Origin of the sequence: Natrialba asiatica DSM 12278, from assembly GCF_000337555.1 — an archaeon.
Classification (GTDB): Archaea; Halobacteriota; Halobacteria; order Halobacteriales; family Natrialbaceae; genus Natrialba; species Natrialba asiatica.
In genome coordinates, this window is the sequence record NZ_AOIO01000011.1 from 33,940 (window position 1) to 55,754 (window position 21,815).

At 64.0% G+C, this 21,815-nt stretch carries 26 protein-coding genes; 9 read left to right on the forward strand and 17 right to left on the reverse strand.

Annotated features, from left to right (window positions below):
* Positions 1-96 precede the first annotated feature (96 nt).
* Positions 97-714 (reverse strand): GTP-binding protein EngB, encoded by a 618-nt coding sequence (gene engB / locus C481_RS03600; RefSeq protein ID WP_006107595.1) that lies wholly within the window; start codon positions 712-714, stop codon positions 97-99.
* 163 nt (positions 715-877) lie between these two features.
* Here engB and C481_RS03605 point away from each other — a divergent pair, with 163 nt between their 5' ends.
* On the forward strand, positions 878-2,170 hold the full coding sequence (locus C481_RS03605; RefSeq protein ID WP_006107596.1) for a TIGR00341 family protein: 1,293 nt from the start codon (positions 878-880) through the stop codon (positions 2,168-2,170).
* A gap of 21 nt (positions 2,171-2,191) precedes the next feature.
* On the opposite strand, the gene C481_RS03610 is transcribed toward C481_RS03605, so the two are convergent.
* Complete coding sequence (locus C481_RS03610) at positions 2,192-2,581, reverse strand: hypothetical protein (RefSeq protein WP_049904414.1); 390 nt, start codon at positions 2,579-2,581, stop codon at positions 2,192-2,194.
* 107 nt (positions 2,582-2,688) lie between these two features.
* Positions 2,689-3,684: an NOG1 family protein gene (locus tag C481_RS03615; RefSeq protein WP_006107598.1), complete on the reverse strand. Its 996-nt coding sequence runs from the start codon at positions 3,682-3,684 to the stop codon at positions 2,689-2,691.
* Between the two features lie 84 nt (positions 3,685-3,768).
* Between C481_RS03615 and C481_RS03620 the strand changes: the two genes are divergently transcribed.
* The gene (locus tag C481_RS03620) at positions 3,769-4,179 is read left to right on the forward strand and encodes a DUF5518 domain-containing protein (protein WP_006107599.1); all 411 of its coding nucleotides are present in this window, start codon (positions 3,769-3,771) and stop codon (positions 4,177-4,179) included.
* A 66-nt stretch (positions 4,180-4,245) separates the two neighbouring features.
* Here C481_RS03620 and C481_RS03625 read toward each other — a convergent pair whose 3' ends face one another.
* The 5 genes from C481_RS03625 to C481_RS03645 all read right to left on the reverse strand — a co-directional run bounded on the left by C481_RS03625 (position 4,246) and on the right by C481_RS03645 (position 6,487).
* Positions 4,246-4,593, reverse strand: coding sequence for a four-helix bundle copper-binding protein (locus C481_RS03625; protein ID WP_006107600.1), 348 nt, complete (start codon positions 4,591-4,593; stop codon positions 4,246-4,248).
* A gap of 82 nt (positions 4,594-4,675) precedes the next feature.
* Positions 4,676-4,960 (reverse strand): phosphoribosyl-ATP diphosphatase, encoded by a 285-nt coding sequence (gene hisE / locus C481_RS03630; protein WP_006107601.1) that lies wholly within the window; start codon positions 4,958-4,960, stop codon positions 4,676-4,678.
* Positions 4,961-5,428 (reverse strand): bifunctional nuclease family protein, encoded by a 468-nt coding sequence (locus C481_RS03635; RefSeq protein WP_006107602.1) that lies wholly within the window; start codon positions 5,426-5,428, stop codon positions 4,961-4,963.
* 172 nt (positions 5,429-5,600) lie between these two features.
* Complete coding sequence (pdxT, locus tag C481_RS03640; RefSeq protein WP_006107603.1) at positions 5,601-6,227, reverse strand: pyridoxal 5'-phosphate synthase glutaminase subunit PdxT; 627 nt, start codon at positions 6,225-6,227, stop codon at positions 5,601-5,603.
* A gap of 98 nt (positions 6,228-6,325) precedes the next feature.
* Entirely contained in the window at positions 6,326-6,487 is a 162-nt protein-coding gene (locus C481_RS03645) for a preprotein translocase subunit Sec61beta (protein WP_006107604.1), read from the reverse strand.
* 197 nt (positions 6,488-6,684) lie between these two features.
* Between C481_RS03645 and C481_RS03650 the strand changes: the two genes are divergently transcribed.
* Positions 6,685-6,987, forward strand: coding sequence for a thioredoxin family protein (locus C481_RS03650; RefSeq protein ID WP_083860886.1), 303 nt, complete (start codon positions 6,685-6,687; stop codon positions 6,985-6,987).
* Positions 6,988-7,188: 201 nt separating this feature from the next.
* On the opposite strand, the gene npdG is transcribed toward C481_RS03650, so the two are convergent.
* The 7 genes from npdG to C481_RS03685 all read right to left on the reverse strand — a co-directional run bounded on the left by npdG (position 7,189) and on the right by C481_RS03685 (position 13,693).
* A complete protein-coding gene (gene npdG / locus C481_RS03655; RefSeq protein WP_006107606.1) occupies positions 7,189-7,860 on the reverse strand; it encodes an NADPH-dependent F420 reductase in 672 nt (223 codons plus the stop codon).
* Positions 7,861-8,012: 152 nt separating this feature from the next.
* A complete protein-coding gene (locus tag C481_RS03660) occupies positions 8,013-9,458 on the reverse strand; it encodes a hypothetical protein (RefSeq protein WP_049904410.1) in 1,446 nt (481 codons plus the stop codon).
* A gap of 112 nt (positions 9,459-9,570) precedes the next feature.
* A complete protein-coding gene (locus C481_RS03665; protein WP_006107608.1) occupies positions 9,571-9,861 on the reverse strand; it encodes a hypothetical protein in 291 nt (96 codons plus the stop codon).
* 18 nt (positions 9,862-9,879) lie between these two features.
* Positions 9,880-11,502 carry an FAD-dependent oxidoreductase gene (locus C481_RS03670; RefSeq protein WP_006107609.1) on the reverse strand — a complete coding sequence of 541 codons (1,623 nt, stop codon included), beginning with the start codon at positions 11,500-11,502 and terminating at the stop codon, positions 9,880-9,882.
* A 77-nt stretch (positions 11,503-11,579) separates the two neighbouring features.
* Positions 11,580-12,506 carry a TIGR01548 family HAD-type hydrolase gene (locus tag C481_RS03675; protein ID WP_006107610.1) on the reverse strand — a complete coding sequence of 309 codons (927 nt, stop codon included), beginning with the start codon at positions 12,504-12,506 and terminating at the stop codon, positions 11,580-11,582.
* 68 nt (positions 12,507-12,574) lie between these two features.
* On the reverse strand, positions 12,575-13,240 hold the full coding sequence (locus C481_RS03680; RefSeq protein ID WP_006107611.1) for a metalloprotease family protein: 666 nt from the start codon (positions 13,238-13,240) through the stop codon (positions 12,575-12,577).
* 36 nt (positions 13,241-13,276) lie between these two features.
* Positions 13,277-13,693 (reverse strand): UPF0146 family protein, encoded by a 417-nt coding sequence (locus tag C481_RS03685; protein ID WP_049904411.1) that lies wholly within the window; start codon positions 13,691-13,693, stop codon positions 13,277-13,279.
* Between the two features lie 39 nt (positions 13,694-13,732).
* Here C481_RS03685 and C481_RS03690 point away from each other — a divergent pair, with 39 nt between their 5' ends.
* The 3 genes from C481_RS03690 (at position 13,733) to C481_RS03700 (ending at position 16,187) form a co-directional block, all read left to right on the forward strand.
* Positions 13,733-14,254, forward strand: coding sequence for an archaemetzincin family Zn-dependent metalloprotease (locus C481_RS03690; RefSeq protein WP_006107613.1), 522 nt, complete (start codon positions 13,733-13,735; stop codon positions 14,252-14,254).
* Positions 14,255-14,391: 137 nt separating this feature from the next.
* Complete coding sequence (locus C481_RS03695) at positions 14,392-15,336, forward strand: ABC transporter ATP-binding protein (RefSeq protein WP_006107614.1); 945 nt, start codon at positions 14,392-14,394, stop codon at positions 15,334-15,336.
* A complete protein-coding gene (locus C481_RS03700; RefSeq protein ID WP_006107615.1) occupies positions 15,333-16,187 on the forward strand; it encodes an ABC transporter permease subunit in 855 nt (284 codons plus the stop codon). The genes C481_RS03695 and C481_RS03700 overlap by 4 nt, the downstream gene beginning before the upstream one ends.
* Before the next feature lie 501 nt (positions 16,188-16,688).
* Here C481_RS03700 and C481_RS03705 read toward each other — a convergent pair.
* Positions 16,689-16,982 carry a helix-turn-helix domain-containing protein gene (locus tag C481_RS03705; protein ID WP_006107616.1) on the reverse strand — a complete coding sequence of 98 codons (294 nt, stop codon included), beginning with the start codon at positions 16,980-16,982 and terminating at the stop codon, positions 16,689-16,691.
* Between the two features lie 166 nt (positions 16,983-17,148).
* On the opposite strand from C481_RS03705, the gene C481_RS03710 reads away from it, so the two are divergent.
* The 3 genes from C481_RS03710 to C481_RS03720 all read left to right on the forward strand — a co-directional run bounded on the left by C481_RS03710 (position 17,149) and on the right by C481_RS03720 (position 19,872).
* Entirely contained in the window at positions 17,149-17,802 is a 654-nt protein-coding gene (locus tag C481_RS03710; protein ID WP_006107617.1) for a class I SAM-dependent methyltransferase, read from the forward strand.
* A gap of 126 nt (positions 17,803-17,928) precedes the next feature.
* Positions 17,929-18,765, forward strand: coding sequence for a hypothetical protein (locus C481_RS03715; protein WP_006107618.1), 837 nt, complete (start codon positions 17,929-17,931; stop codon positions 18,763-18,765).
* 153 nt (positions 18,766-18,918) lie between these two features.
* A complete protein-coding gene (locus tag C481_RS03720; protein WP_006107619.1) occupies positions 18,919-19,872 on the forward strand; it encodes an aminoglycoside phosphotransferase family protein in 954 nt (317 codons plus the stop codon).
* 128 nt (positions 19,873-20,000) lie between these two features.
* Here C481_RS03720 and C481_RS03725 read toward each other — a convergent pair whose 3' ends face one another.
* Positions 20,001-21,815, reverse strand: coding sequence for a ribosome biogenesis/translation initiation ATPase RLI (locus tag C481_RS03725; RefSeq protein ID WP_006107620.1), 1,815 nt, complete (start codon positions 21,813-21,815; stop codon positions 20,001-20,003).

Genomic DNA, 21,815 nt, shown 5'->3' on the forward strand with positions numbered 1-21,815 from the left:
GAAGCGGACATCGTCCGCCGAGGCGGTTTTTTATCGTAGATTTTTGCAAGCGGTTCGACCGAACGAAGTGAGGGAGGATCCGCAGTAAAAAGGCGCTTAGAAAAACTTGAACAGGTCGTCCCGTTTCTGTTCGTGTAAGTGCTCGCGGACGGCCTCGTTCAGCGAGCTAATTTGGCCCTTCTTTGCGGTAATCGGCGCGATGGTTTCCTGCCACTGCTTCCAGGGCGGCAACAGCCCGAGGCGATCGCAGAGTTCGTCAAGTCGCTCGTCGCGGTCGTCGACTTTGTCCATCTTGTTGACGGCGACGACGGTCGGAATCCCGAGGTCGCGCAGGAAGTGGAACATCTCGACATCGTAGGGGATCTCGTCGGGGCCGGAGTGGCGATCGATGATGTCGATGACGCTCTTGCCGTCGACGACCAAAATCGCGACGAGAACGTCCTCTGCGTGCGCTTCGAGATACTGAACGATGGCCGTCTTGATCTGTTCGCGTCGCTCCTCGTCGACGCCGCTCATGAAGCCGAATCCGGGGAGGTCGCTGATGACGAAGTCCTCAGCGGCCCAGTCGTAGTGGTTGGGACTGCGGGTCACACCGGGTTTACCGCCGGTATCGAAGCTGTGACCGGTCAACTCGCGCATGAGCGTCGACTTGCCCACGTTCGAGCGACCGACTAGGGCGACTTCGGCCTCGCGGTCGGGACGGGTATCGAACATACCCACCCGTAGACCGCTCGCGGCTTTATAAGCACCGTGACGGCCCGGCCGGTCCGATCCCGTCGCTCCGTCCGCCGCCGACTCGGTGAACTCGGCTGCGGGGACGAGAAGATCGTATACGCAATCCCTGAAGTTATGCTTGCAGACATACTCAGGAGCGCACGTGCGCCTCGTCCAGTTGACGGTTCCGACAGGAGAGCGACAGACGATCCTCGAGACGCTCGACGAACGGGAGATCGATTACGTCGTCACCGACGAGAACAGCGGCCGGGAGTACACCGCCGTCGTCTACTTTCCGCTGCCCACGCCGGCGGTCGAACCCGTCCTCGACGACCTCCAAGAGGCCGGCATCGACGAGGACGCCTACACCGTCGTCGTCGACGCCGAAACGGTCATTTCGCGCCGATTCGAGGCGCTTCGAGACGAGTACGAACAGGGCGACGTCGAATCCGACCGCATCTCCCGACAGGAACTCCTGGCGGAAGCCGACTCGCTGACCCCGACCTTCGGCGTCTACGCGACGATGACGATCGTCAGCGCCGTCGTCGCGACCGCCGGTCTCCTGCTCGATTCGTCCGCCGTCGTCGTCGGCTCCATGGTCATCGCACCGTTGATCGGCCCCGCACTCGGCGCGAGCGTCGGCTCCGTGATCGACGACGAAGAACTGTTCACCGAGAGCGTCCTCTACCAACTCGTCGGTATCGTCCTCGCCATCGCCGCTGCGGCCGTTTTCGCCTGGCTCGTCCGGACGACGAACGTCGTTCCACCCGGACTCGATATCGGCTCCGTCGACGAAATTTCCGAGCGGCTGACGCCGGATCTCCTCTCTCTCGCGGTCGCCCTCGGCGCCGGCGTCGCCGGCATCGTCAGCATCGCTACCGGTATCTCCGTGGCACTCGTCGGCGTGATGATCGCGGCCGCGCTCATTCCGCCCGCCGCCGCCGCCGGCGTCGCCATCGCCTGGGGCCAGCCGTCCGCTGCCATCGGCTCGACGGCACTCGTCTTCGTCAACGTCCTCTCCGTAAACCTCGCCGGCCTCCTGACGCTCTGGTACGTCGGCTATCGTCCCGAAAGCCTGTTCTCGCTGACCGAAACCGAAGAACGAGTTCGCAAACGCGTCGTCGCTCTCGGCGTCATCGTCCTCGTCTTCGCCGTCTTCCTCGGCGGGATCACCTACTCGTCGTACACGCTGGCCACGTTCGAAGAGAACGCCCAGACCGAAGCTGAACTCGTCCTCGAGGAGCCGGCGTTCGAGGAGTACCAACTCCTTGATGTGAGCGTCATCACCGACGACGAGTACCCGTTCGTCGGCCCCGAACGCGTCATCGTTCGGATTGGCGGCCCACCGGGCGAACCGGAGCCCGGCATCGCCGACACGCTGGCCGAGCGAATAAACCGCCACTCCTCTACACAGGTCGACGTCGAAATCCGCTATATCGGTCTGGTCGAACGGTGATCGTCGCGGGGTTCTCCCCGTTCACCGACCGAACAACCGTTCGAGTCGATTGCCCCCTCCCGACTCGGTCGTTTGCTCGCGGCCGCCGGTCCGGGTGTCCGAACTCGATCCGTCGTCGTGTCCGATGCTGCCAGTGTCTCTATTACCGTCGCCGTCGGCGTCACTCTCACCACCGCCGCCACCGAGCCAGCGCCGTCGCTCGAACCGCCGTCGAATCCACGCTCGCGGGCCACCGATTCTGTTGATAACGTACGTCGGAAAGTAAAGCGTCAACACTCCGAGAACGAGAAAGATTCCGCCGACGGCGACCCGATCCGTGCGGATGAACTCGAAGCCGACGACGAACATCGGGCCGGCCATCGAAAACCCGGCCGCGAGTTGGAGCATGTCGAACAGTCCTGGTCCTTTCATGTGTGTTCCCGGTTCGATCGATTCGGTACTCGACACTCGGCCGCGTTACTCGGTGTTCGCTCCGCCCGCGGTAGCCGACACCCTCCAGTGGTTGGCGCGGCCGACGTTCATCGCTCCTCTTCGAACGGTAACGTCGGTTCGTAGTCGACCGCCTCGACGGCAGCCTCGAGGACGGTTTCGACGTTCTCGCCGGTTTCGACGCTCATCGTGTAATCCGCGTTCATCGCGTCGGTCCGGCTGTCGTCCCAGACTTCGGCTCGGTCCGTCTTGTTCGCGATCGTCAGTACGGGGACGGTCTCGAACTGGGCGGCGATCGAATCCCGGAGTTCGAGTTGCGAGTCGAGCGGATAGCCGCATTCGGCGCTCGGATCGAGCATGACGAGCATGCAGTCGGCGAGGTGTTCGATGGCGCTGACGGCCTGGGATTCGATCTCGTTTCGCTCCGCCGGCGGTCGATCGAGCAGGCCGGGCGTATCGACGATCTGGTAGCGGATGTGGTCGCGTTCGAAGTGGCCGAGGCCGATCCCCTTCGTCGTGAACGGGTAGGAGGCGGTCTCGCCGCGAGCGCTCGTGACGTCGTTGACGAACGAGGATTTGCCGACGTTGGGATAGCCGGCGACGACGATCGTCGGTTCGTCCGGATTGATTTCGGGCAGATGCCGCAGGTCGTTTCGCGCTTCGTTGATCTGCAGCAGGTGGTCGTCGACCTGTTCGACGATGTCCGCGAGCCGTGCGAAGGCTTGCTTGCGGTGCTTGCGAGCCGTGTCGACGTCGGTCTTTCGCAGTCGCGGCTGGTATTCCTCGTGAATCTCGCGGGCCTTTCGGCTGGCCCACATCACTTCCGAGAGGCTCTGGCGGAGCGCGTCTACGTCCACGATGGCGTCGGCGAGTTCGTAGTAGAACGGGTGGGCGTCGTACTCGAAGTCGGGCCAGGCCGTGACGACGTTTTCGAGGTTATCGGAGATGATGTTCGCCGCGGTCTGGAGCATGGACTGCTGGGCTTCGAGGCCGCCTTTGGCCTTGCCGGCCCGTGCTGCCCGCGAAAATGCCTTGTCGATCAACTCTTCCGACGTGGGCGTCGTCGGAAGGTCTTCGAAAATCATGCCCATAGGTAGGACGTGCGGTCTTAAAAGGTCGTTCGTTACGCGGCGAGGGCTTATGCGCACACGGTACGAACGAAGCTACCGATGACAGACTGGCGCGCCGTTATTATCGGCTTTCTCGTCACAACGGTCCTCAGCATCGTCGGGCTTGCAATCCCCGGAATCGGCCAGTTCGTTGCGGGGCTGGTCGGCGGCTTCGTCGCGGGCTATCTCGCGGGTGGCGGCCTCGGACGCGGGTTCTGGCACGGACTGTTAGCGGGTGCGTTCGGCGGTATCGTCGTCGGCGTCCTCCTCGCCCTCGTCGTCGCCCTGACGGGATGGGCTGCCGGGCCCATCGGCGGCCTCCTCTCGGGCGTTGCCGGCATCGGTATCCTCCTCGCCGCGCTGCTCGTTTCGTTCATCCTGGCGCTCGAGAGCGCACTCGCCGGCGCGGTCGGCGGGCTGTTCAATCCCCGATCCCAATCGTCCGGGCGTACGCGTCGGTCGCGCCGGTGAGCGCCTCGCTGAAAAAGCGGCTTCTCAACCGTTCGGAACGGATCACCCGTCCCGGTCGTCACCCGACTACGCCGATGCCATCTCCCGGCAGCTCTCGGCGCATTCCGGCAAAATCTCTGCACACGCCTGGCAGTGCTCGTGGTCGTGTTGCTCGCACTCTTCGGCACACTCCTCGCAGAGGTCGGCACAGATCTCCCCGAGTTCAGCGTGGTAGCCCGAGTTCCGCGCCATCCAGCGGGCGTGAAGCGACGCGATGTCGGCGACGTCCCTGCAGAGCCTGATACACCGAGCCATCTCCTCGCCCTCGCCGGCGCAGGCGTCGGCACACCACTCGCAGACCTGCGCGGCGTCGAGACAGTTGTCGATACACTCTTGCATCTGCTCGTCTGCGTGCTCGAGTTTGTCGAGTGCCATCACCTGAACTCGTCACCGGCGAACGGCATGAACGTGTGACGGGCAACTGCAGGCATCTCCTCACCCACACCACGGACTCCGATTAGCGGCGCGCCTCGAGTTCAGTTTCCAGTTCGTCGAGAGACATGTCTTTCATCGAGAGGAGAACGAGCAGGTGGTAGACGATGTCGGCGGCTTCGGCGGCGATTTCGTCCTCTTGGTCGTCTTTCGCGGCGAGAACGAGTTCGGTCGCTTCTTCGCCGAGTTTCTCGAGGACGGCGTTTTCGCCTTTTTCGTGGGTGAAAAGCGAGGCGGTGTAGGAGTCGTCGGGTAGGGTTTCCTTGCGATCCTCGATGACGGCGAACAGCTCGTCGAGTGTATCCTCCATTTATAGGTCACCGGAGACGTTGCGGATGTCTTCGAGTTGGTCGAACTTCTCACTGTCGTCGCGGCTGTCCTCGAAGACGGCGTCGCTGACTTCGATCGAGGCGTTGGTCCGGGCGGCGAGCGCAAGGGAGTCGCTCGGCCGGGCGTCGATGACGGTTTCGCCTCGCGGCGTCTCGACGTACAGATCCGCGAGATAGGTGCCGCCCTGGCCGTCGTCGCGGTCTTCGATTTCGGTGACGACGACGCGGTCGATCCGACTCCCGAGTTCTTCGATCACGTCGAGCAAGAGATCGTGCGTCAGCGGCCGACCGATGTCCTCGGCCTCGAGACCGCGAGCGATGCTGGTCGCCTCGGTGAATCCGATGAAGATGGGGACGACGTCGTCCTCGCCGTCGATGTCGAGGACGACGACTGGGACCGGACCCTGTGGCGTCCCAGCGACACGGACTGCGTCGATAGCTGCCTGCATATCCCTCTCGTTGGGTCCCCGGAAGGAAAAACATGTCCGGTTGCGAATGCATACAGCGTCCCACCGCTCACCCGACGGGGCGACTGCCGCGCGTGCCGTTCGAAATTGCATCCGGGCAGGCTGACAGCGGCGCTGCACCCCTCGCGTTCCGTCCGAGCCGATTCTCCCGCCGTTACTCGGCGGCTGCGGCCGGCAGGACCGCGTCGTCGTTCTCGAAGAACGCCAGGCCGTGAATCCGGCTATCCGTCGTCAACTCCGGATGGAACGCCGTGCCCACGACGGGCCCGTCTCGAACCGCGACCGGCCGCCCGTCCCACGTCGCCAGCACGTCGACCGCCGCTGAACTCGCATCGTCGATCGCGGGTGCACGGATGAATACTGCCGGGAACGGCGCATCGTCCGTGAGTCCCTGCACGTCGAGCGGGGCCTCGAAACTGTCCGCCTGGCGGCCGAAGGCGTTTCGCTCGACTGTGACGTCGATCAGCCCGAGTTCATCCACGCGGTCGTCACCGGCGTCGGTTGCGGCGACGATCAGTCCGGCGCAAGTGGCAAACAGGGGTTTGCCCGCGGCGACGTGAGCTTCGATTTCGGCGGCGATCCCTTCGTCGCGGAGCAGTCTGGAGATGGTCGTCGATTCGCCGCCGGGCAGTGCGAGCACGTCGCAGTCGGGGACGGTTCCAGCGGTACGGATCTCCTTGACATCGATCGTCCTGTCGTGAGCCGCGGCCGCACGTTCGATCGCGGCTGCGTGTTCTGCAACGTCGCCCTGAACGGCGACGACGCCGGCGCGCAGTGTCATAGCCGGGCCTACGAAGACCGGAGTCAAAAAGGACGCGACGCGCCGATTCGATCGCTGGCCGAACGGCGTCGCGAGAGAAGCGTCTGCCCCGCCGAGACTTACGAGACGAGCGTCAGAAGTTGGATGAGGACGCCGATCATGACGCCCGTCGCGATAACCGTCTTCGGGTCGATGAGAATTGCGTTCGAGTCCTCGGAGTCGAAGTAGCGGACGAGTCCGGCGCTGGACATCAGCCCACCGGTGTTCTGTCCTTTGTCCATACTCGGCTGTACGGGTTCCCGGAACTAAACCTTTCGACTCTCGGAGTGGCCCGGCCGACCGGCAGTCCGCTCGCTCGTTCTGTGTCATACGGTCATCGCAGTCCGCTGTCCTGCAATCGAACAGCAATGCCGTCCGGCGGCAAATTCACCTGCCGCAGTACGGAGAGCCGGCAAGCGACTACGACTGGGAAACCCTTATGCGCCGCGCGTGGCAACTAGCGCTGAACCGTATGACTGTCACGCTCAAGGATTTCTACGCGGACTGGTGTGGTCCCTGCAAGACACAGGACCCCATCCTCGAAGAACTCGAAGACGACTGGGACGGCCGGTTCGATGTCGAGAAGGTAAACGTAGACGAACAGCAAGACGTCGCCAACGAATACCAGGTACGATCGCTGCCGACGCTCATCATCGAGAACGACGACGGTATCGTCGAGCGTTTCGTCGGTGTCACCCAGCGCGGGGATCTCGAGGACGCCCTCGAATCTGCGGGCGCGTAAGCGCGGTTTCTGCAGTTCTTCGGTTTCAATCCGGTAGCAGCGGCTACATCGCGCTGTGTGTTTCTCCCTGCAACCACTTCGACGCGAGTGAAATGCGCCACAGACTACTGCGGGTGCCTTATACAGACTGCTGTCAGTCAATTCCGGCGCGCCCGCAGGACGGACTCCGAGTGTGCCGGGAACTCGGTACAGCGGACCGCATCAGACCCACTTGACGCCGACGTCGTGCAGTTCGTCGTTGTGTTTCGCGATGTTGATGACCAGCGGCGTCACGCTTTCGACCTCCGCGGCGTTCGCGAGCGGCCCCGCATCGAGTGCGCGCAGTCCGTCAATCTCGCTCGCGAGCGACCGAACGGTCTCCTTTGCGCTGTCGTCGTCCCCGACGAGGAGCGTATCGAGATCGAGTTCCGCGGAGAGATCCGCGAGTTTGCCGGCGGCGAGGTTATGGAACGCACCGATGACGGGGACCTCATCGGGTGCGCGCTGGGCGACGAGTTCACTGACGCTGCCGGCACCCGGCGGGTGGTAGTGCATGCCGTCTTCGTCGCCTTTCATACCGACGGCGGGGGTGACCAGGATGGTGTCGGCATCGAGGACGCCATCGATGGCATCGACGGTATCACCGGCGTAGTAGGGTGGGACGCTGAGGATGGTAACGTCGGCGCGATCCGCGGCCATCTCGTTGTCGAAGCCGCTGATGTCGGGATCGTCGACGGCGTGTGAGTCGAGTTCGGCTTTGTAGTCGTCGACGGCGTCGCGGGCCTTTTCGGGGTCGCGGGAGCCGACGAGGAGTTCGTGATCCGTATCGCGAGCAAAGCGGAGTGTGAGACCTTCGCCGATGTCGCCGGTTCCGCCGAGGAGTGCGATTCGCATGCGTCTCACTCGTGGGGGCACTCGAATAAAGGGTCGGGGGGCGGTGTATCTCGCCGGAAGTGGTTCGCTAATTGATCCGTCATCCGAGAGCGGGTTCGTCGGATGACCAGTCGTCCGGTTTCGCTACGGCGGCGGGCCATTGCGGTGAACTCTCAGGCGAGCACGCGAACCGTCGTCTCGGCGGCGTCGGCGTCGCTAACGACGCGGACGGGGAACTGCTCGTTCCGAGCGGTTGGATAGGTTTCGTAGCCGAGATGCAACTCCCGGCGTTCGCCGCCCGCAAGCGTTACCGACCGACGCTCGACGACCGTCGGATCGTGGCCAACGACGAGTTCAACGATCGTCGTTCGCGTTTCGGAGCCGCCGTTCCGGGCGGTTGCAGTGACGGCGAGGAACTCGCCCGCGTCGACCGGCGAGTTCGTTTCCTGGATCGAGACGGCGATGCCGTCGGCTCCGCTTCCGTCGGCTCCGTCGTCGCCCCCGCTTCGCGCGTCGAGTTCCCAGCGGGATTCGAGCGCGGTGACCGTCCCGTCGGTGCAGATCACCCACGGGAGGACGGTACAGGTGTGACAGCCCGACGAAAGCGAGATCGTCGCGGTGTCGCGCGTCCCCTCGAGTTCGGTCACGTCGAGGATGACGTCGGACTGGGTGAGCCACCAGACGACGCTGTCGAGGCTCCCGTCCGGATCGGTGGCGAGGAGTTCGAACTCGGTCGACGTCGCCGGGGAGATCGGAACGACCTGCTCGCGCGGCCGCACGCCCTCGACGGTCGGCGGTGCAGCCCCGCCGTCGGTTACGTCCACGCGCCAGCGGGCCGCGTACGTCTCCCGACTCGGCTCCGCGATCGGTGCCGTGCCCGGCAAGACGGCCGCCGTCACGTCGTGCGTTCCGCTCGACTCGAACTCGTGCCACCGGTAGTGCGCCCCGCGTTCGGCGTAGTAGGTCGACGCCCAGGGCCCGCCGACGCCGCCGCCGATCAGTTCCCCGTCGACCCACCAGACGGTCCGCTGTGAGGCGTTCGGATCGATAGCTTCGGCCTCGAACAGCACTGCCGCCCCCGGCTGCACGGCGAGTTCACCGGTCGGCCGCGCGGCTGGCACCGACGAGGCGGCGGCGACGCCGACGCGGCGGTCCGACGACTGCCCGCCCGCTGCAACCCGAATCGTGAACTCGTCGTTTCGGGGCACGGGATGGGTGTAGAACCCCTGCCGGATCGTTCTGGTCCGGCCGGCCTCGATGGTCAGCCTGCGGCGCGAGACGCGCGTTTCGTCGTCGCCGACGAGCAGCGAGGCCTCGGTCCGGATCGCGTCCGTCCCGGTGTTCTCGAGCGCGGTCGTCACCCGCAGGTACTCGCCGGCGGGCAGCGGCGCGTTCGTTTCGGTGATCGAGACGCGGAGTTCGTCCTGCGTTTGTGCCTGCGCCTGCTCCCGCGCTCGGGGTTGTGGTTGTGGTTGTGGTCGTCTCCGCCCTCCCCACTCACCGGTACCCACCGATCCGCCCGATCCCGACCCGTCGCCCCGCCGCGTGCCCGCGAGCGCCGGGGCGAGCACGACGCCCGGGGCCGTCCGCAACAGTCTGCGTCGCGTCGGTCCAGTCATCGACTGAACTCGCGGTGATCGCGGGAAAAACCGCGGTGATCGTTGCGGTCTCAACGTCGTGTTAGCGGTCTCGGTGACGGACTATCGTCCCGAATCCGAACGTACCGGCGGCCTACGGGGCCTCGTCCTCGTCCGGATTCATCGCGGCACCGAGGCCGCTGTCGTAGGCGTCCCGGTTCTCGACTTCCCGGAGCCGCTGCTCGACGCGGGTTACCAGTTCGGTGCGCCGGTCCTCGTCGGTATCGGGGTCGTTGCCGAGGGCCTGCAGGTCCTCGCGGGCCGTCCGGAGGACCGAGAGCGCCTCCTCGTCCTCGAGTTCGGTTGCGCGATCGAGTTGCCGCGCGATGTCGTCGAGCGTGGTGTCGGTCATCGTGGTCGGTCGTTTGACGGCCAGGATGTTCATACCCGGCCTCGATGGAACTCACTCCCGTTCGAGTTCGTCGGCTGCGTTCGACAGCCCCTCGTTCGCCGGTCCTTCCAGCAGGTCCCCGTCCGGTGCGAACCGCGAGCCGTGGCAGGGGCAGTCCCAGCTACATTCGCCGTCGTTCCACTCGACGAGACAGTACATGTGCGTACAGACGGCCGACGTCGTGTGAAGCTCGCCGTCGGCGTCTCGCGCGCAGGCGACGGGCGTCCCTTCGCGGCGGATCACCGTCCCCTCGCCGGGATCGAGTTCGAGCGATCCGGACGCGAGCATCGTCCGGAGCCAGTCGGTCGCGAGTTCGCTCATCGCGTCGACGTTCTCGGTGACGGTCTTCCCAGCCGAGGGCTTCGGCGTGAACCGAAGCGGATCGAACAGCTTCCGCTCCGGCGGTTTCTGCCCGTCGGTGAGGGTAGCAAGCAACCGGCCGGCGGCGACGCCGTTGGTCATGCCCCAACCGCCAAATCCGGTCGCGACGAAGACGTTCGGCGTGCCGGCACCGGCGCGACCGACGAACGGCACTCGATCGACCGGCTTGTAGTCCTGGTTCGACCAGCGGTACGCGACGGCTTCGACGGGGAACCGCTCGCGGGCCCACTCGAGGAGCCGCCGGTAGCGGTCGACGGTCGAGCCGCCCTGGCCGGTCTTGTGGTTCTCCCCGCCGACCAGCAGGAGTTCGTCCTCGTCGCCGCGATAGGTTCGTACCGAGCGGTAGTTGTCGCCGCTTCGGTAGTACATCCCGTCCGGCGGGTCCCCGTCGAGTCGAAGCGCGAGCACGTAGGACCGCTTCGGGTGCATCCGCGCGAAGTACCCCGCGCGGTCGAGAATCGGAAATCCGGTCGCGAGAACAACCTGCTCGGCAGTCACCGACGCCGCTTCGGTCCGGACCTGACACGGCGTTCCCGGTTCGACGGCCGTGACGCGGGTCCGTTCGAATACCCTGGCCCCGTCGTCCTCGCGGAGCACGTCCGCGATTTCGAGAAGATACCGGCGCGGGTGAAACCACGCCTGCTCGTCGAACCGCACCGCGGCCTGTGCCCGCTCGAACGGCGGCACCGACGTGACGAGCGTCGCCGGGAGCCCCGCATCCCGCGCCGCATCGGCTTCGCGCTCGAGTTTGTCGCGACTGTCTCCGTACAGGTACGACGGCTGGCGCTCGAACCCGCAGTCGATTCCGAACTCGTCGATCCGTCGCTCGACCGCGTCGATCGCGTCCTCCTGTACCGTCGCGTACTGCTTTGCCGCCCGCCGGCTGAACTCGCGGCGCAAGTGGTCGTAGATCGCCCCGTGCTGGCTCGTCAACTTCGCCGTCGACTTGCCCGTGATCCCCGCCGAGACGCGGTCTCGTTCGAGCACGGCGACCGTCTTCCCCCGCTCGCGCAGTTCGAGCGCCGTCGAAAGGCCGGCGATTCCCGCGCCGACGACCGCCACGTCGACCGTTCGGTCGGCCGTGAGCGAGCGCTCGCCACCGCCGCGCTCCGAGTCGCGGTCCGGTTTCGCTTCGGGCGGCTCCGCGAGCCAGAGTGCGGTCGGCTCGCCTGGCAGGCCGGGGTCGCACGAAAAGCGGTCGTCGGCGGAACCTGGATCGGGATTGCGGTCAGAGCTGGAATCGGGAGCAGTCATGGGACTGACGCGGGCTACACCGACGACGGCTAAAAAACGGGCGTGCGAGCGTGCTGGCCCGCTCGTGGAGTCGGCGATTACGCCCCGAGTAGCGCCGGCAGGTCGTTCACCGATTCGAGGACGGCCGACGCGTTCTCCGCTTCGTACTTCCGTCGCCCGTCATCGCCGGTGAGACCGCCCGTCAGGACGCCGATACCGTGGTACTCCCGTGTGGCGTCCGCTTCGTTCGCGTTCGTCGCCGTTCTGATATCGTCGAGCGTATCGCCGGCGAAGACAACGCGTTCGGCGTCGAACCGATCGGCCAGCGTCGTCAGCGCCCGCGGGTGCGGCTTGCCCTCCTCCCAGTCGTCCATCGTAAACCGGTGCTCAACGGAAATCTCGTCCGCCAGCCCGACCCGATCGAGCGCGAGTTCGGCTTCGGCTTCCGGTCGCCCGGTCAGCACGCCGACCGCGCCGTCGTACGCGTCGACGAGCCAGTCGCGGGTCTCCGCCGACAGCAGTACCGGTTCGTCGTGGATGAACCCGGCCTCGTCGGCGAGTTCGGCGTCCGGTTCGCCGCCCTCGAGTGCGCGGTAGAGTTCGGTGCCGAGATACTGTTGCTGGAAGACGTCTCGAAGCCGCTCGCGGTCCCAGCGGCTCGTCACGCGCTGGGTTGCACGTGCGCCGATGCCGTCTCGGACGACGGTTTCGGCCGCTTCGAGGCCGCCGCCCTCGGCGGCGATGGCGTCGGTGAACTCGCCGATCGACGCGTCGTAGCCCTCGCTCGTCGCGAGAACGTAGAGCGCCGCGGCGTGTGCGAGTTCCCAGTCGTTGTTGAATCCGCCGGCGTCTTTGAACTGCTGGATATCCGCTTTACGGATCGTCCGGTCGTAGACGAACTCGACGGACTCGACGATCGCGCGCCGGTAGGACTCGGCCACGTCGACGAGCACGCCGTCGATGTCGAGGACGACGGCGTCTGCGGCGAGGGTGGCCGTGTCGGTCGCGGTTGCGTGCTCGGTCATACGCGCTCGAACGGGCCGGCGGGAATAAAGGCGGTCGGATTCGGCCGGCGCGACGGACCGGCCCGCGCTCAAAGCAGCGGCGTGCCAGCGACGGCGAACGCGACGAGCAACAACGCGATCGCGTAGAGTACGTCCGCCCACAGCCACGAGAGCACGTTCGCGACGTAGATCACGAGGATGACCGGAACCCCGATCAGGACGAGCGGCGACCGTCGCCACTTGGCCCGTGCGTGCGCCCAGAGCGCGTTCGCATCGCCGGTGCTCGGAAACGCCTGCATACCGACTGCGAGCCCGAGCCAGCCGAGGGCGGCCATGCCGATCAGCATCTCCCGGGAGACGCCCGCCGGATCAATCGCGGGGAACCCGCCGCCCGTCGGCGACACGACACCGGTCCCCGTCGCGAGTTCGGCGAAGGCGAGACAGGCGGCGAGCGCCGCGACGGTGTTGACGAGAAACGGTGCGACGCCGATGAGGAAGGCGTCGCGGTACCGGTCCGGTTGTTCGTGGCGGACGTAGCCGGCGGGGTCGCCGAGGCGAAAGTAGACGACCTCGTGGACGCGGACGCCGACGGCCCGGCAGGTTATCGCGTGGGCGAACTCGTGGACGACGACGCCGGGGGCGGTCGCGAGTTCGAGGGCGAACCACAGCAGTGTGCCGAAGCCGGCGATGACGGCCGCGAGAACGGCGGTGACGAGCAGTGTTGCGAGGATGGAGAGGACGGTATCGGGGAGCACGCGTCGGTTCGAAGAAACGTCCTCGGTGCTGTTAATTCATGCGTCTCGGCTCGACTCGCGGTGCGTGCTCACGTACAGCGTTCCGGACCGGATGGGCTGCCGTTCGACCGGAATCGCCGGTTGGTCGCCGCCGAGCGTCGTAAAGAGGAAGGCCGCGTCGGCGGCGCGGGCAACGTCTCGGGCCGGCCGGTGCAGTTCGGGCGGCAGGTTCCGGGCGTAGATCGCGTCCGCGTCGGCGTAGATCGATGGCTCGGGGTCGACGATGTCGTCTCGGACGAACTGAACTCGTTCGGGAACGTCTCGCTGATAGATATCCGTCGCCGTGACGGCGTGGCCCCGTTCCGCCAGCGTCGCCGCCAGCTCGGTTCGCCGGCCGATCCCCACCTCGACGAGTCGGTCGTCTGCTGCGAGGATAGTTGTCATCGTCGGTAGATTTCGCCGAGTGTGGCCCATGGCGGGACGTTTATGACCGAAGCGACCATAGCGTTTGTCATGCTCGTCGACATCGTGCCGGTCGGCAACGTCCCCGCAGCGGTCAAACGGGCAGCGTCCTCGGCCTTACGATCGGTCTACGACTGCGACGTTTCGGTCACCGATTCCCAGCCAGTGCCGGGCGGGGCGTACGACTCCGGGCGCGATCAGTATTCCGCAGAGGCGTTCATCCAACTCGCAGAACGCGTCGGCCGCGGGGGGAAAAACATCGCAGTCACGCCACACGATCTCTTCTACCGCCGCCGGAACTACGTCTTCGGACTCGCCTATCTCGACGGCAGCGGTAGCGTCGTCTCGACCTATCGACTGCAAACCTCGAGCGACGGCGGCTTTTCGAACAAGAGCGCAGGCGAAATCTTCGAGAACCGCGTCCGCAAGGAAATCGTCCACGAAATCGGCCACACCTACGGGCTCGAACACTGCGACAACAACCGCTGCGTGATGAACTTCTCGCCGACCGTCCGCGAAGTCGACATCAAAGAAGAGAACCTCTGTGGCAGTTGTCAACGCTTCGTGCGTTGAACCGGGTTTCCCGCTCTCGCTGACCGTCGTGTTGCTACCTCGCGAACTCGAGAGCGACAGCCGGCGACGATGAATCTTCTTACTGTCATTGAAATCGTTTGATTAAATACTCCGTTTCACATTACTGCAGCCAACTCATGGCAGCAATCGAAACGAACGGAGTTTCGAAACGGTTCGACGAGACTCACGCCGTTCGAGATGTCGACCTTACCGTCGAGAGCGGCGAGGTGTTCGGCTTTCTCGGCCCGAACGGCGCGGGCAAGTCGACGACGATCAATATGCTTCTCGACTTCGTGCGGCCGACGACCGGCGCTATCTCCATTCTGGGCGTCGATCCGCAGGAACAGCCCCGCGTCGTTCGCCGGCGTACCGGCGTGCTTCCGGAGGGGTACGCCTTCTACGATCGCCTTCCGGGTCGCCGTCACGTCGAACTGGCCATCGACATGTACGAGAGCGATGACGATCCAATCGCCATCCTCGATCGTGTCGGCCTAACCGGTGACGAAGACACCGCCGTCGGAACCTACTCGAAAGGTATGCGCCAGCGCCTCGCTCTCGGTATCGCACTCGTCGACGACCCCGATCTGTTAATCCTCGACGAGCCCTCCTCCGGCCTCGACCCGAACGGCATCAGAACGCTTCGAGAGATCGTCCGCGAGGAAGCCGACTACGGGACGACCGTCTTCCTCTCGAGTCACGTCCTCGACCAGGTCGAAGCCGTCTGCGACCGCGTCGCCATTATGAACGACGGCACCCTCCTGACCGTCGACACCGTCGACGGCCTCCGGGACACCCTCGATCCGAACTCGACGCTCGTCCTCTCCGTCGATGCGGTCCCCGACTCGGCCCCGCAGCGCCTCGCCGAACTGGATCGCGTCGACGGCGTTGACGTCGACTCGGCCAGCGAGGACCACGGCGGAACGATCTCTATCACCTGTACCGACTCCGGCGTCAAATCCGCCGCTATCGGCCGCGTGGAGGAGGCCGGAGCGACGGTCACTGACATCGGTGTCGAGGACTCCTCCCTGGAAGAACTGTTCGCAGCCTATACCGACTCCTCGTCCGACGGTGAGCGCCGATGAACTCGGTCACCGCAATCGCTCGAACCGACATCGCCGACGCGATTCACTCCCGGACGCTATGGGGTGCGACTGGACTCATGACCGTTCTCGTCGCCATCTCCTGGGTCGGTCTCAGTGCTAACCTCGTCGAGCAGGCCGACACACCGCTGTTGACCGCTATCGACTCGTTCGGTCTCTGGGTTCCGCTCGTCGCGATCGTCCTCGGCTATGAGGCCGTAATCGGTGAACGCGAATCCGGTCGCATTCGCTTTCACCTCGGACTCCCGAGTACGCGTCGGGAACTGATCGTCGGCAAGTATCTGAGTCGCGTGAGCGTGCTCGTAACCGCCCTTGTGGTCTCGACCGGTGTCCTTGTAGTACTCGTCTTTGTCCGCGTCGACGAAATCCCGCTCGTTCCGTTGCTCAGCGCCGTGATACTGCTCGCCCTCTACGGACTTGCGTGGATCGGGATGGCGGTTGGCGTATCGAGTGTCGTCTCGTCGAAAACGCGCGCGGTCGCAGCCGTCGTCGGTCTCTACGCGCTGTTCGGACCGCTCTGGGGACAGATCGTCCTTCCGGCTTGCACCCGGTTTGTGCAACTCCTCACGGGGACGACGCAGTCTGTCGACTTCGCGCGACTGACATACGCTGATGGTCCCACCTGGTTTCTGTACGTTGCCCGTCTCAGCCCGCTCGAAGCCTTCGACGCTGCCCGCTACTACATTCGTGACCTCCTCGAAATTGCGCTCATGGGCGGCCGGACAACCGCCGCTCACGGGCCGAATCTATTCGGGCTTGCCGTCCTGCTCTGCTGGGCGATCGTTCCCGTCGCTCTCGGCGTTTGGTTCTTCGATCGAGTCGATCTCGAGTAACAGCCGTTCTCGGTTGTCGATTTCTATCGATTGGCCGGGCTAATCGGAGTCTTGACTTGGATCGCCCGATAAATAATTTTATAAAATAAAAATCCAATTATTTGGAAGTATGTAAAATTCACGATATCTATTTACGAGAGCAAGAATCAAACAAGTTGATTTATTTACTATTGTTGGGCAGCGCGTTTTCGGTGTCTCTACTTGCGACTCGTCTCAACGAGTTCTCGATACAGAACTCGCGTTGGTCTCTCTCTCTCTCTGGACTACCTTCGCTCGATACCGTTCGGAACACTCACGAGCAAGACAACACGTTGTGGAGTTCACTCCGCTTAGAATCAGTAGGCAGGCGAGCGGCGTTTACGTGGATCGGCGACGGTCGAAATCGTCGTTGCCGCGACGCCGTCGGCTTCGGGCTGTCTGCTGTGTTTCAATCGTGACTCGCGTCGAGGACAACCCGAATGGAACGCCGTGCGAGTAGGGCATTCTCGGTCGTGTCGAGAGTCATCCCGCTTCCGCTTCGAACGGGCGATTGTGTGGCATCTGTTTGAGTACTTCCGTCTGTTCTTTGTAGCCTTTGTAGGCCGTAATGGCGATGACACCCCGTTCTGTGAGCGTGTACTTTCCATCCGTTTTCATCACTAACCCGTGCTCACTGAGCCGTCGATGGATGTTGTACACTGTACTCTTCGATACCTCGAGTTCCTCCGCTAACTCCCGTTTGTATTTCGGTGACTCCTGTAGCGACACGAGAGCATCTGCATGTTGACAGACGATCGTCACGATTTCATCGCTCATTGACGAATACATTCTTTCCTACCAACATAAATGATATGGCGTATGGTCATAGCTACCACCCATTATGGAGGGTAGCCTGCCTTTGATCGGGAAATACCCGCTCCGAAGATGTGATTTTTGTCCACCCATCCCGTACCTTTTCATTGACAGCCTGACATCGTTTGGTATGGCTACGGCTCATCCCTTCGAGACCCTCACCGACGAATATGACAACTGGTTCGAGACGAACAACGAGGCCTACCGCGCCGAACAGGCCGCTCTCGAACGTATCCTTCCGGATGAGTCTCCCAGCGCGGACAACCACGCTCTCGAAATCGGCGTCGGTACCGGCCGCTTCGCTGCCCCGCTTGGCCTCTCGATCGGTCTCGATCCTGCTCGAAGCGCGCTCGAACGAGCACGGAATCGCGGCGTCGATCCCGTCCGCGGCGTCGCCGAATCGCTTCCGTTTGCCGATGGCGAACTAGACCTTGCGCTGTTCGTTACCGTCCTCTGTTTCGTCGACGACCTCGAGGCGACGCTCTCGGAAGCCCATCGCGTCCTCGGGGACGACGGTACGCTAGCGGTCGCCGTCCTCGACCGTTCGAGTGCAGTCGGCCGGGTGTATCAGGAACACAAAGACGAGAGTCCCTTCTACGCCGACGCCGAGTTTTTGACCGGCGAAGCGGCCTGTCGCGAACTCGAGCGGGCGGGATTCGTCATCGAAGATCGGGGACAGACCGTTTTCGAGGATCCTGCGACGCTCGATTCCGAGACGACACCGTTTCGTGAGGGCCACGGTGATGGGCTGTTCGCCGTGATCCGCGCGAGCCCTGCACCCTGAGCGGCTGCGAGGGGTCGGTGAAGACGGCGGGAAACGACTTACCTTGTCTGCTCCCGTAGGCCGAGACGACCGGGTTGACTTCCGTCGACGACTGCGGACGAAAACGGGGCCGACCCGAGGTGAACTGTGACAGACGAGGACCCGACGCCGAACTCGCGTTCGAACGCCGCCCCGAACCAAGGCGAGACCGACGGGAACGGCGAAATCGAGATCGAAGTCACACGCGGCGAGACGGATCCCTCTGCGGATGACTCCGGTGAGCGGCGAACCGATAGTGAGTCTCGTGCTTTCGAGGAATCCGCGTCTGAAAGCGATCTCGCGGACGAACTCGGGCGTATCGACGTGATGACGTCCCCCGAGGGATACGTCGAGGGACGGATTACCGACGTGACCCCGCTCGACGCCACCACGGTCGAGCTCACCGTTTCACTGCCCCACGGTGAGACGCGTTCGTTCACGCTCGAGAAACCGATCCCGTGGTCCGAGGACTTTCTCCTCGCACGACTCGTCGCGGACATTGGCTACGATGCGGCCTCGATCGACCACATCATCGGCGAACCCGTCTATCTGGTACGAACGGATGTCGGTCCCGAAACGCCGTCCACCGGACCACGAAACGGAAGCGACTGGTGGACGGCGTCGATGCAGGCCGCAAGCGACGCCATCCTTTCGTCGCTTTCGGGCGGCCGCTACCGAATCGAGACGACCACCGAACCCGAGTGGCAACTCGTGGACCCACTCGACCGTCCGGACGCGTCGCCCACCGAATCAACAGATACGACCGCCGACCTCGTTGGAACAGGGCTGATCCTCGCCGGAACCATCATCGCCGCCGCCGGTGCCGTCGTCGGTGCCACGGGTGAACTCGTCATCTCGAGTTCAGTTCTTCCCGCCGTGATGCTCGGATTGATGGTTGTTCTGACCGGTCTCGTTGTCCTGTTCCGAACGAGCGGCACGGAATAACAGCGTCGCCAACGGTGCTGCGTCGCGGTGAACTCGCGTCCGATACGCTCTTGTCCACGGCACCGTGTCTACTAGTTACCTTCTGTCGGCCGGAGCGGCGGCGCTGTAGCGCTGTCTCCGGTCGGCAACCCCCCCGTTAGCGGGCCCAAACTAATGACACAGCAACTCACTTCGACGCTCGAATCGTCTTTCGACGACGTAGTAGTCGGCCGCCGACTCCACGACGTGCCACCCTACCGCGTCTACGAGGGGCGTCTGGACGGCCGTCAAGCGGCGGTGAAAGTTGACGCCCACCCGCGCGGTCACGCCGCCGACGAGGGACGAGTTCACGAGTTCGTCGCGACGCAGACGGGGGGTTCCGTTCCCGCGGTGCTCGCCGTCGGCTCCGATCACTACGCGACCGCCTGGGACGATGCACTCGACCGCTCACCTGCCACGATCGATTCCGAGTGGGCGGCCGCTGCTGGTCGCTGGCTCGGAACCGTGCACGCCGAGACGGCGGGCGTGTTCGACGGCTTCGGTCGGCTCCGTAACGACGGTTCCGGGCTCGAACTCGAGGCACACGACGACTGGCTCGAGGCCGTCCGTGCGCGTCTTTCCTTCCACCGGTCGTTTCTCGAACCGATCGGATACGCGACCGTCGTCGACGCCGTCGATCAGTTCTTCGAAACGCACGACAACGCTTTCGACGGCGCCGGGGAGCCGGTCCTCTGTCACGGCGATATCCACCCTGAACACCTCGCTCGCACCGGTGACGGACCTGTGGCGATCGATTTCGAACACGCGCTCGTCGCGCCCGGCGAATACGACTACTGGCGAACGGTAATACCGTACTTCGAACCCCGCGACGACGTCGATGACAGCGTTCGCCGATCGTTCCGGCACGGATACGAATCCGTCCGCTCGTTGCCGAATGGGTTCGAGTACCGAAAACCGGTCTATCGTGCGTTTCTGATCGTCGCGTTCATCGAATCGCTCCATCTCCAGCAGCACGGCGACCCGACACTGCGTGCGAGCCGCGGCGATCAGTTTCGGGAACTCGCGTTCGAGACGCTCGAAACGCTCCACGACGAGTTCGACTGCGGACCGCATCTCGACGACCGCTGACCGAACGCCCTCGAAAATATCTCCGCAGCTATCGACGCCCGTTTCGGGGTCGTCATCTCGTTTTCTCATCCCCTATCTATCGTCGATTCTCCGCAGCCGATCAGGTCCGCATCCGCATCGGCAACCGATCAGGGTGCGTAGTAATACTCTCCTTCGCGCTTTTGCTCGCGGTCTAACTGCGAGTCCGGCTTGTTGATCCGCGGCCGCGAGGTCCGCTCGTCCCGCCGGAACGTAACCTCGAGATTCGCGAGGAACTCGTTCATGCCGTTGCGCATCGACTGGGGCTGGCCGGCGTGACCGTGCTCTGCTGGCTCGCCGTCGAAGACCATCAGTCGGTCCGCCAGCAGGTCGATCATGTAGGTGTCGTGGTCGATGACCATCACGGTCGAGTCCTGCTGTTCGGCGTAGCGTCGGATCGCACTCGTCGCCTGCACACGTTGTTCGACGTCCAAGTGCGCCGAGGGCTCGTCGAGCAAGTAGAGATCCGCAGACTCGGACAGGCAGGCTGCGATGGCCACCCGCTGGCGCTCACCGCCCGACAGATCCGAGAGATTCTGCTCCATGATCCGCTCTAACTGGAGCGGCTGGGCAATTTCCGTGTTCCAGTACGACGAGCCGAATTGATCCGTGATCGACGAGAGGAAGGCATCAACTCGCATCGGCTGATCGATCGTCACGTACTGGGGCTTGTAGGAGATGTCCAGATCCAGATCGGCGTCGCCGGTATCGGGCTCGAGGTTGCCGGTCAGCAACTTCGCGAACGTCGACTTCCCGATCCCGTTCGGACCGACGATACCGAGCACTTCGTTCCGGTGAATCTCGCCACCCTCGACTTCGAGACTGAACTCGCCGTCACCGTAGCTCTTGGTGAGGTCGGGATAGTCGACGAGCACGTCGCCGTGGGTCGCGGTTCGGGGCGCGTGCTCCTCGAACTCGATCGGATCCTGACGAATTCGCATGTTCTCGTTGTCGAGATAGCCCGCGAGGTACTCGTTGATCCCGTTGCGGACTGATTTCGGCGAGGTGATGACACCGTAGGCACCGGGTTCACCGTAGGCGACGTGCAGCGTGTCCGCGAGTAGGTCGAGAATCGCGAGGTCGTGCTCGACGACGAGCATCGACTTCCCCGCTTCTTCGGCGAGTTCACGAATCAGTCTGGCCGCGGTGACGCGCTGGCCGATGTCGAGGTAGGGCGTGATCTCGTCCAGGAAATAGAAGTCCGTATCGCGGGCGAGCGTCGCTGCGAGCGCGACCCGTTGGAGTTCGCCGCCGGAGAGATCCTCGATCGCCTGGTCCATGACGGGACCGATCGAGAGGCGTTCGACGAGGCTGTCGAGGGCATCTCGTTCGTCCGTCTGCTCCAGAAGTTGGCGGGTGTTGCCGTCGAACTGGTTCGGAATCTGGTCGACGTACTGCGGTTTTCGGGCGACGGTGATCTCGCCATCGCGGATGTCTGCGATGTAGTCCTGGAGTTCGGTGCCGCGATACGCCTCTAAGACGTCGTCCCAGCCCGGCGACTCCTCGTAGCGCCCCAGGTTGGGTTCGAGTTCACCGGCGAGGATACGAACGGCGGTCGTTTTCCCGATGCCGTTCGGCCCGAGGATACCGGTGACCTGGCCTTCCTGCGGTGCGGGCAGGCCGTACAGCGAGAAGGCGTTCTCGCCGTAGCGGTGGGCGGGTTCGTCCTCCAGTTCCTGGGGTAGGTTGATGATCTCGATGGCGTCGAAGGGACACTTCTCGACGCAGATACCACAGCTCTCGCCGAGGCAGATCTCCTCGGAGATACGGACCTGTTCGGGCTGTCCCTCCGCGGTTTCCTCGCCGCGGAGCGTAATGCACTCTTTGCCCGTTCGATTCGGGGGGCAGTAGTTCTTGCACTCGTAGCTACAGCGGTCGGGTTGACACCGATCCAAGTCTACGACGGCGATGCTATCGTCGGCCAT

Bases quoted from the DNA above. Each gene is read 5' to 3' on its own strand.
- C481_RS03620 (WP_006107599.1), top strand. From the start codon at position 3,769: ATGACAGACTGGCGCGCCGTTATTATCGGCTTTCTCGTCACAACGGTC.
- C481_RS03725 (WP_006107620.1), bottom strand. From the start codon at position 21,815: ATGGCCGACGATAGCATCGCCGTCGTAGACTTGGATCGGTGTCAACCC.
- C481_RS03690 (WP_006107613.1), top strand. From the start codon at position 13,733: ATGCTCGTCGACATCGTGCCGGTCGGCAACGTCCCCGCAGCGGTCAAA.
- C481_RS03615 (WP_006107598.1), bottom strand. From the start codon at position 3,684: ATGATTTTCGAAGACCTTCCGACGACGCCCACGTCGGAAGAGTTGATC.
- C481_RS03650 (WP_083860886.1), top strand. From the start codon at position 6,685: ATGCGCCGCGCGTGGCAACTAGCGCTGAACCGTATGACTGTCACGCTC.
- C481_RS03685 (WP_049904411.1), bottom strand. From the start codon at position 13,693: ATGGGCCACACTCGGCGAAATCTACCGACGATGACAACTATCCTCGCA.
- C481_RS03665 (WP_006107608.1), bottom strand. From the start codon at position 9,861: ATGAACATCCTGGCCGTCAAACGACCGACCACGATGACCGACACCACG.
- pdxT (WP_006107603.1), bottom strand. From the start codon at position 6,227: ATGACACTGCGCGCCGGCGTCGTCGCCGTTCAGGGCGACGTTGCAGAA.
- C481_RS03625 (WP_006107600.1), bottom strand. From the start codon at position 4,593: ATGGCACTCGACAAACTCGAGCACGCAGACGAGCAGATGCAAGAGTGT.
- C481_RS03705 (WP_006107616.1), bottom strand. From the start codon at position 16,982: ATGAGCGATGAAATCGTGACGATCGTCTGTCAACATGCAGATGCTCTC.
- npdG (WP_006107606.1), bottom strand. From the start codon at position 7,860: ATGCGAATCGCACTCCTCGGCGGAACCGGCGACATCGGCGAAGGTCTC.
- C481_RS03720 (WP_006107619.1), top strand. From the start codon at position 18,919: ATGACACAGCAACTCACTTCGACGCTCGAATCGTCTTTCGACGACGTA.
- C481_RS03700 (WP_006107615.1), top strand. From the start codon at position 15,333: ATGAACTCGGTCACCGCAATCGCTCGAACCGACATCGCCGACGCGATT.
- C481_RS03670 (WP_006107609.1), bottom strand. From the start codon at position 11,502: ATGACTGCTCCCGATTCCAGCTCTGACCGCAATCCCGATCCAGGTTCC.
- C481_RS03710 (WP_006107617.1), top strand. From the start codon at position 17,149: ATGGCTACGGCTCATCCCTTCGAGACCCTCACCGACGAATATGACAAC.
- C481_RS03695 (WP_006107614.1), top strand. From the start codon at position 14,392: ATGGCAGCAATCGAAACGAACGGAGTTTCGAAACGGTTCGACGAGACT.
- engB (WP_006107595.1), bottom strand. From the start codon at position 714: ATGTTCGATACCCGTCCCGACCGCGAGGCCGAAGTCGCCCTAGTCGGT.
- hisE (WP_006107601.1), bottom strand. From the start codon at position 4,960: ATGGAGGATACACTCGACGAGCTGTTCGCCGTCATCGAGGATCGCAAG.
- C481_RS03610 (WP_049904414.1), bottom strand. From the start codon at position 2,581: ATGAAAGGACCAGGACTGTTCGACATGCTCCAACTCGCGGCCGGGTTT.
- C481_RS03635 (WP_006107602.1), bottom strand. From the start codon at position 5,428: ATGCAGGCAGCTATCGACGCAGTCCGTGTCGCTGGGACGCCACAGGGT.
- C481_RS03660 (WP_049904410.1), bottom strand. From the start codon at position 9,458: ATGACTGGACCGACGCGACGCAGACTGTTGCGGACGGCCCCGGGCGTC.
- C481_RS03675 (WP_006107610.1), bottom strand. From the start codon at position 12,506: ATGACCGAGCACGCAACCGCGACCGACACGGCCACCCTCGCCGCAGAC.
- C481_RS03645 (WP_006107604.1), bottom strand. From the start codon at position 6,487: ATGGACAAAGGACAGAACACCGGTGGGCTGATGTCCAGCGCCGGACTC.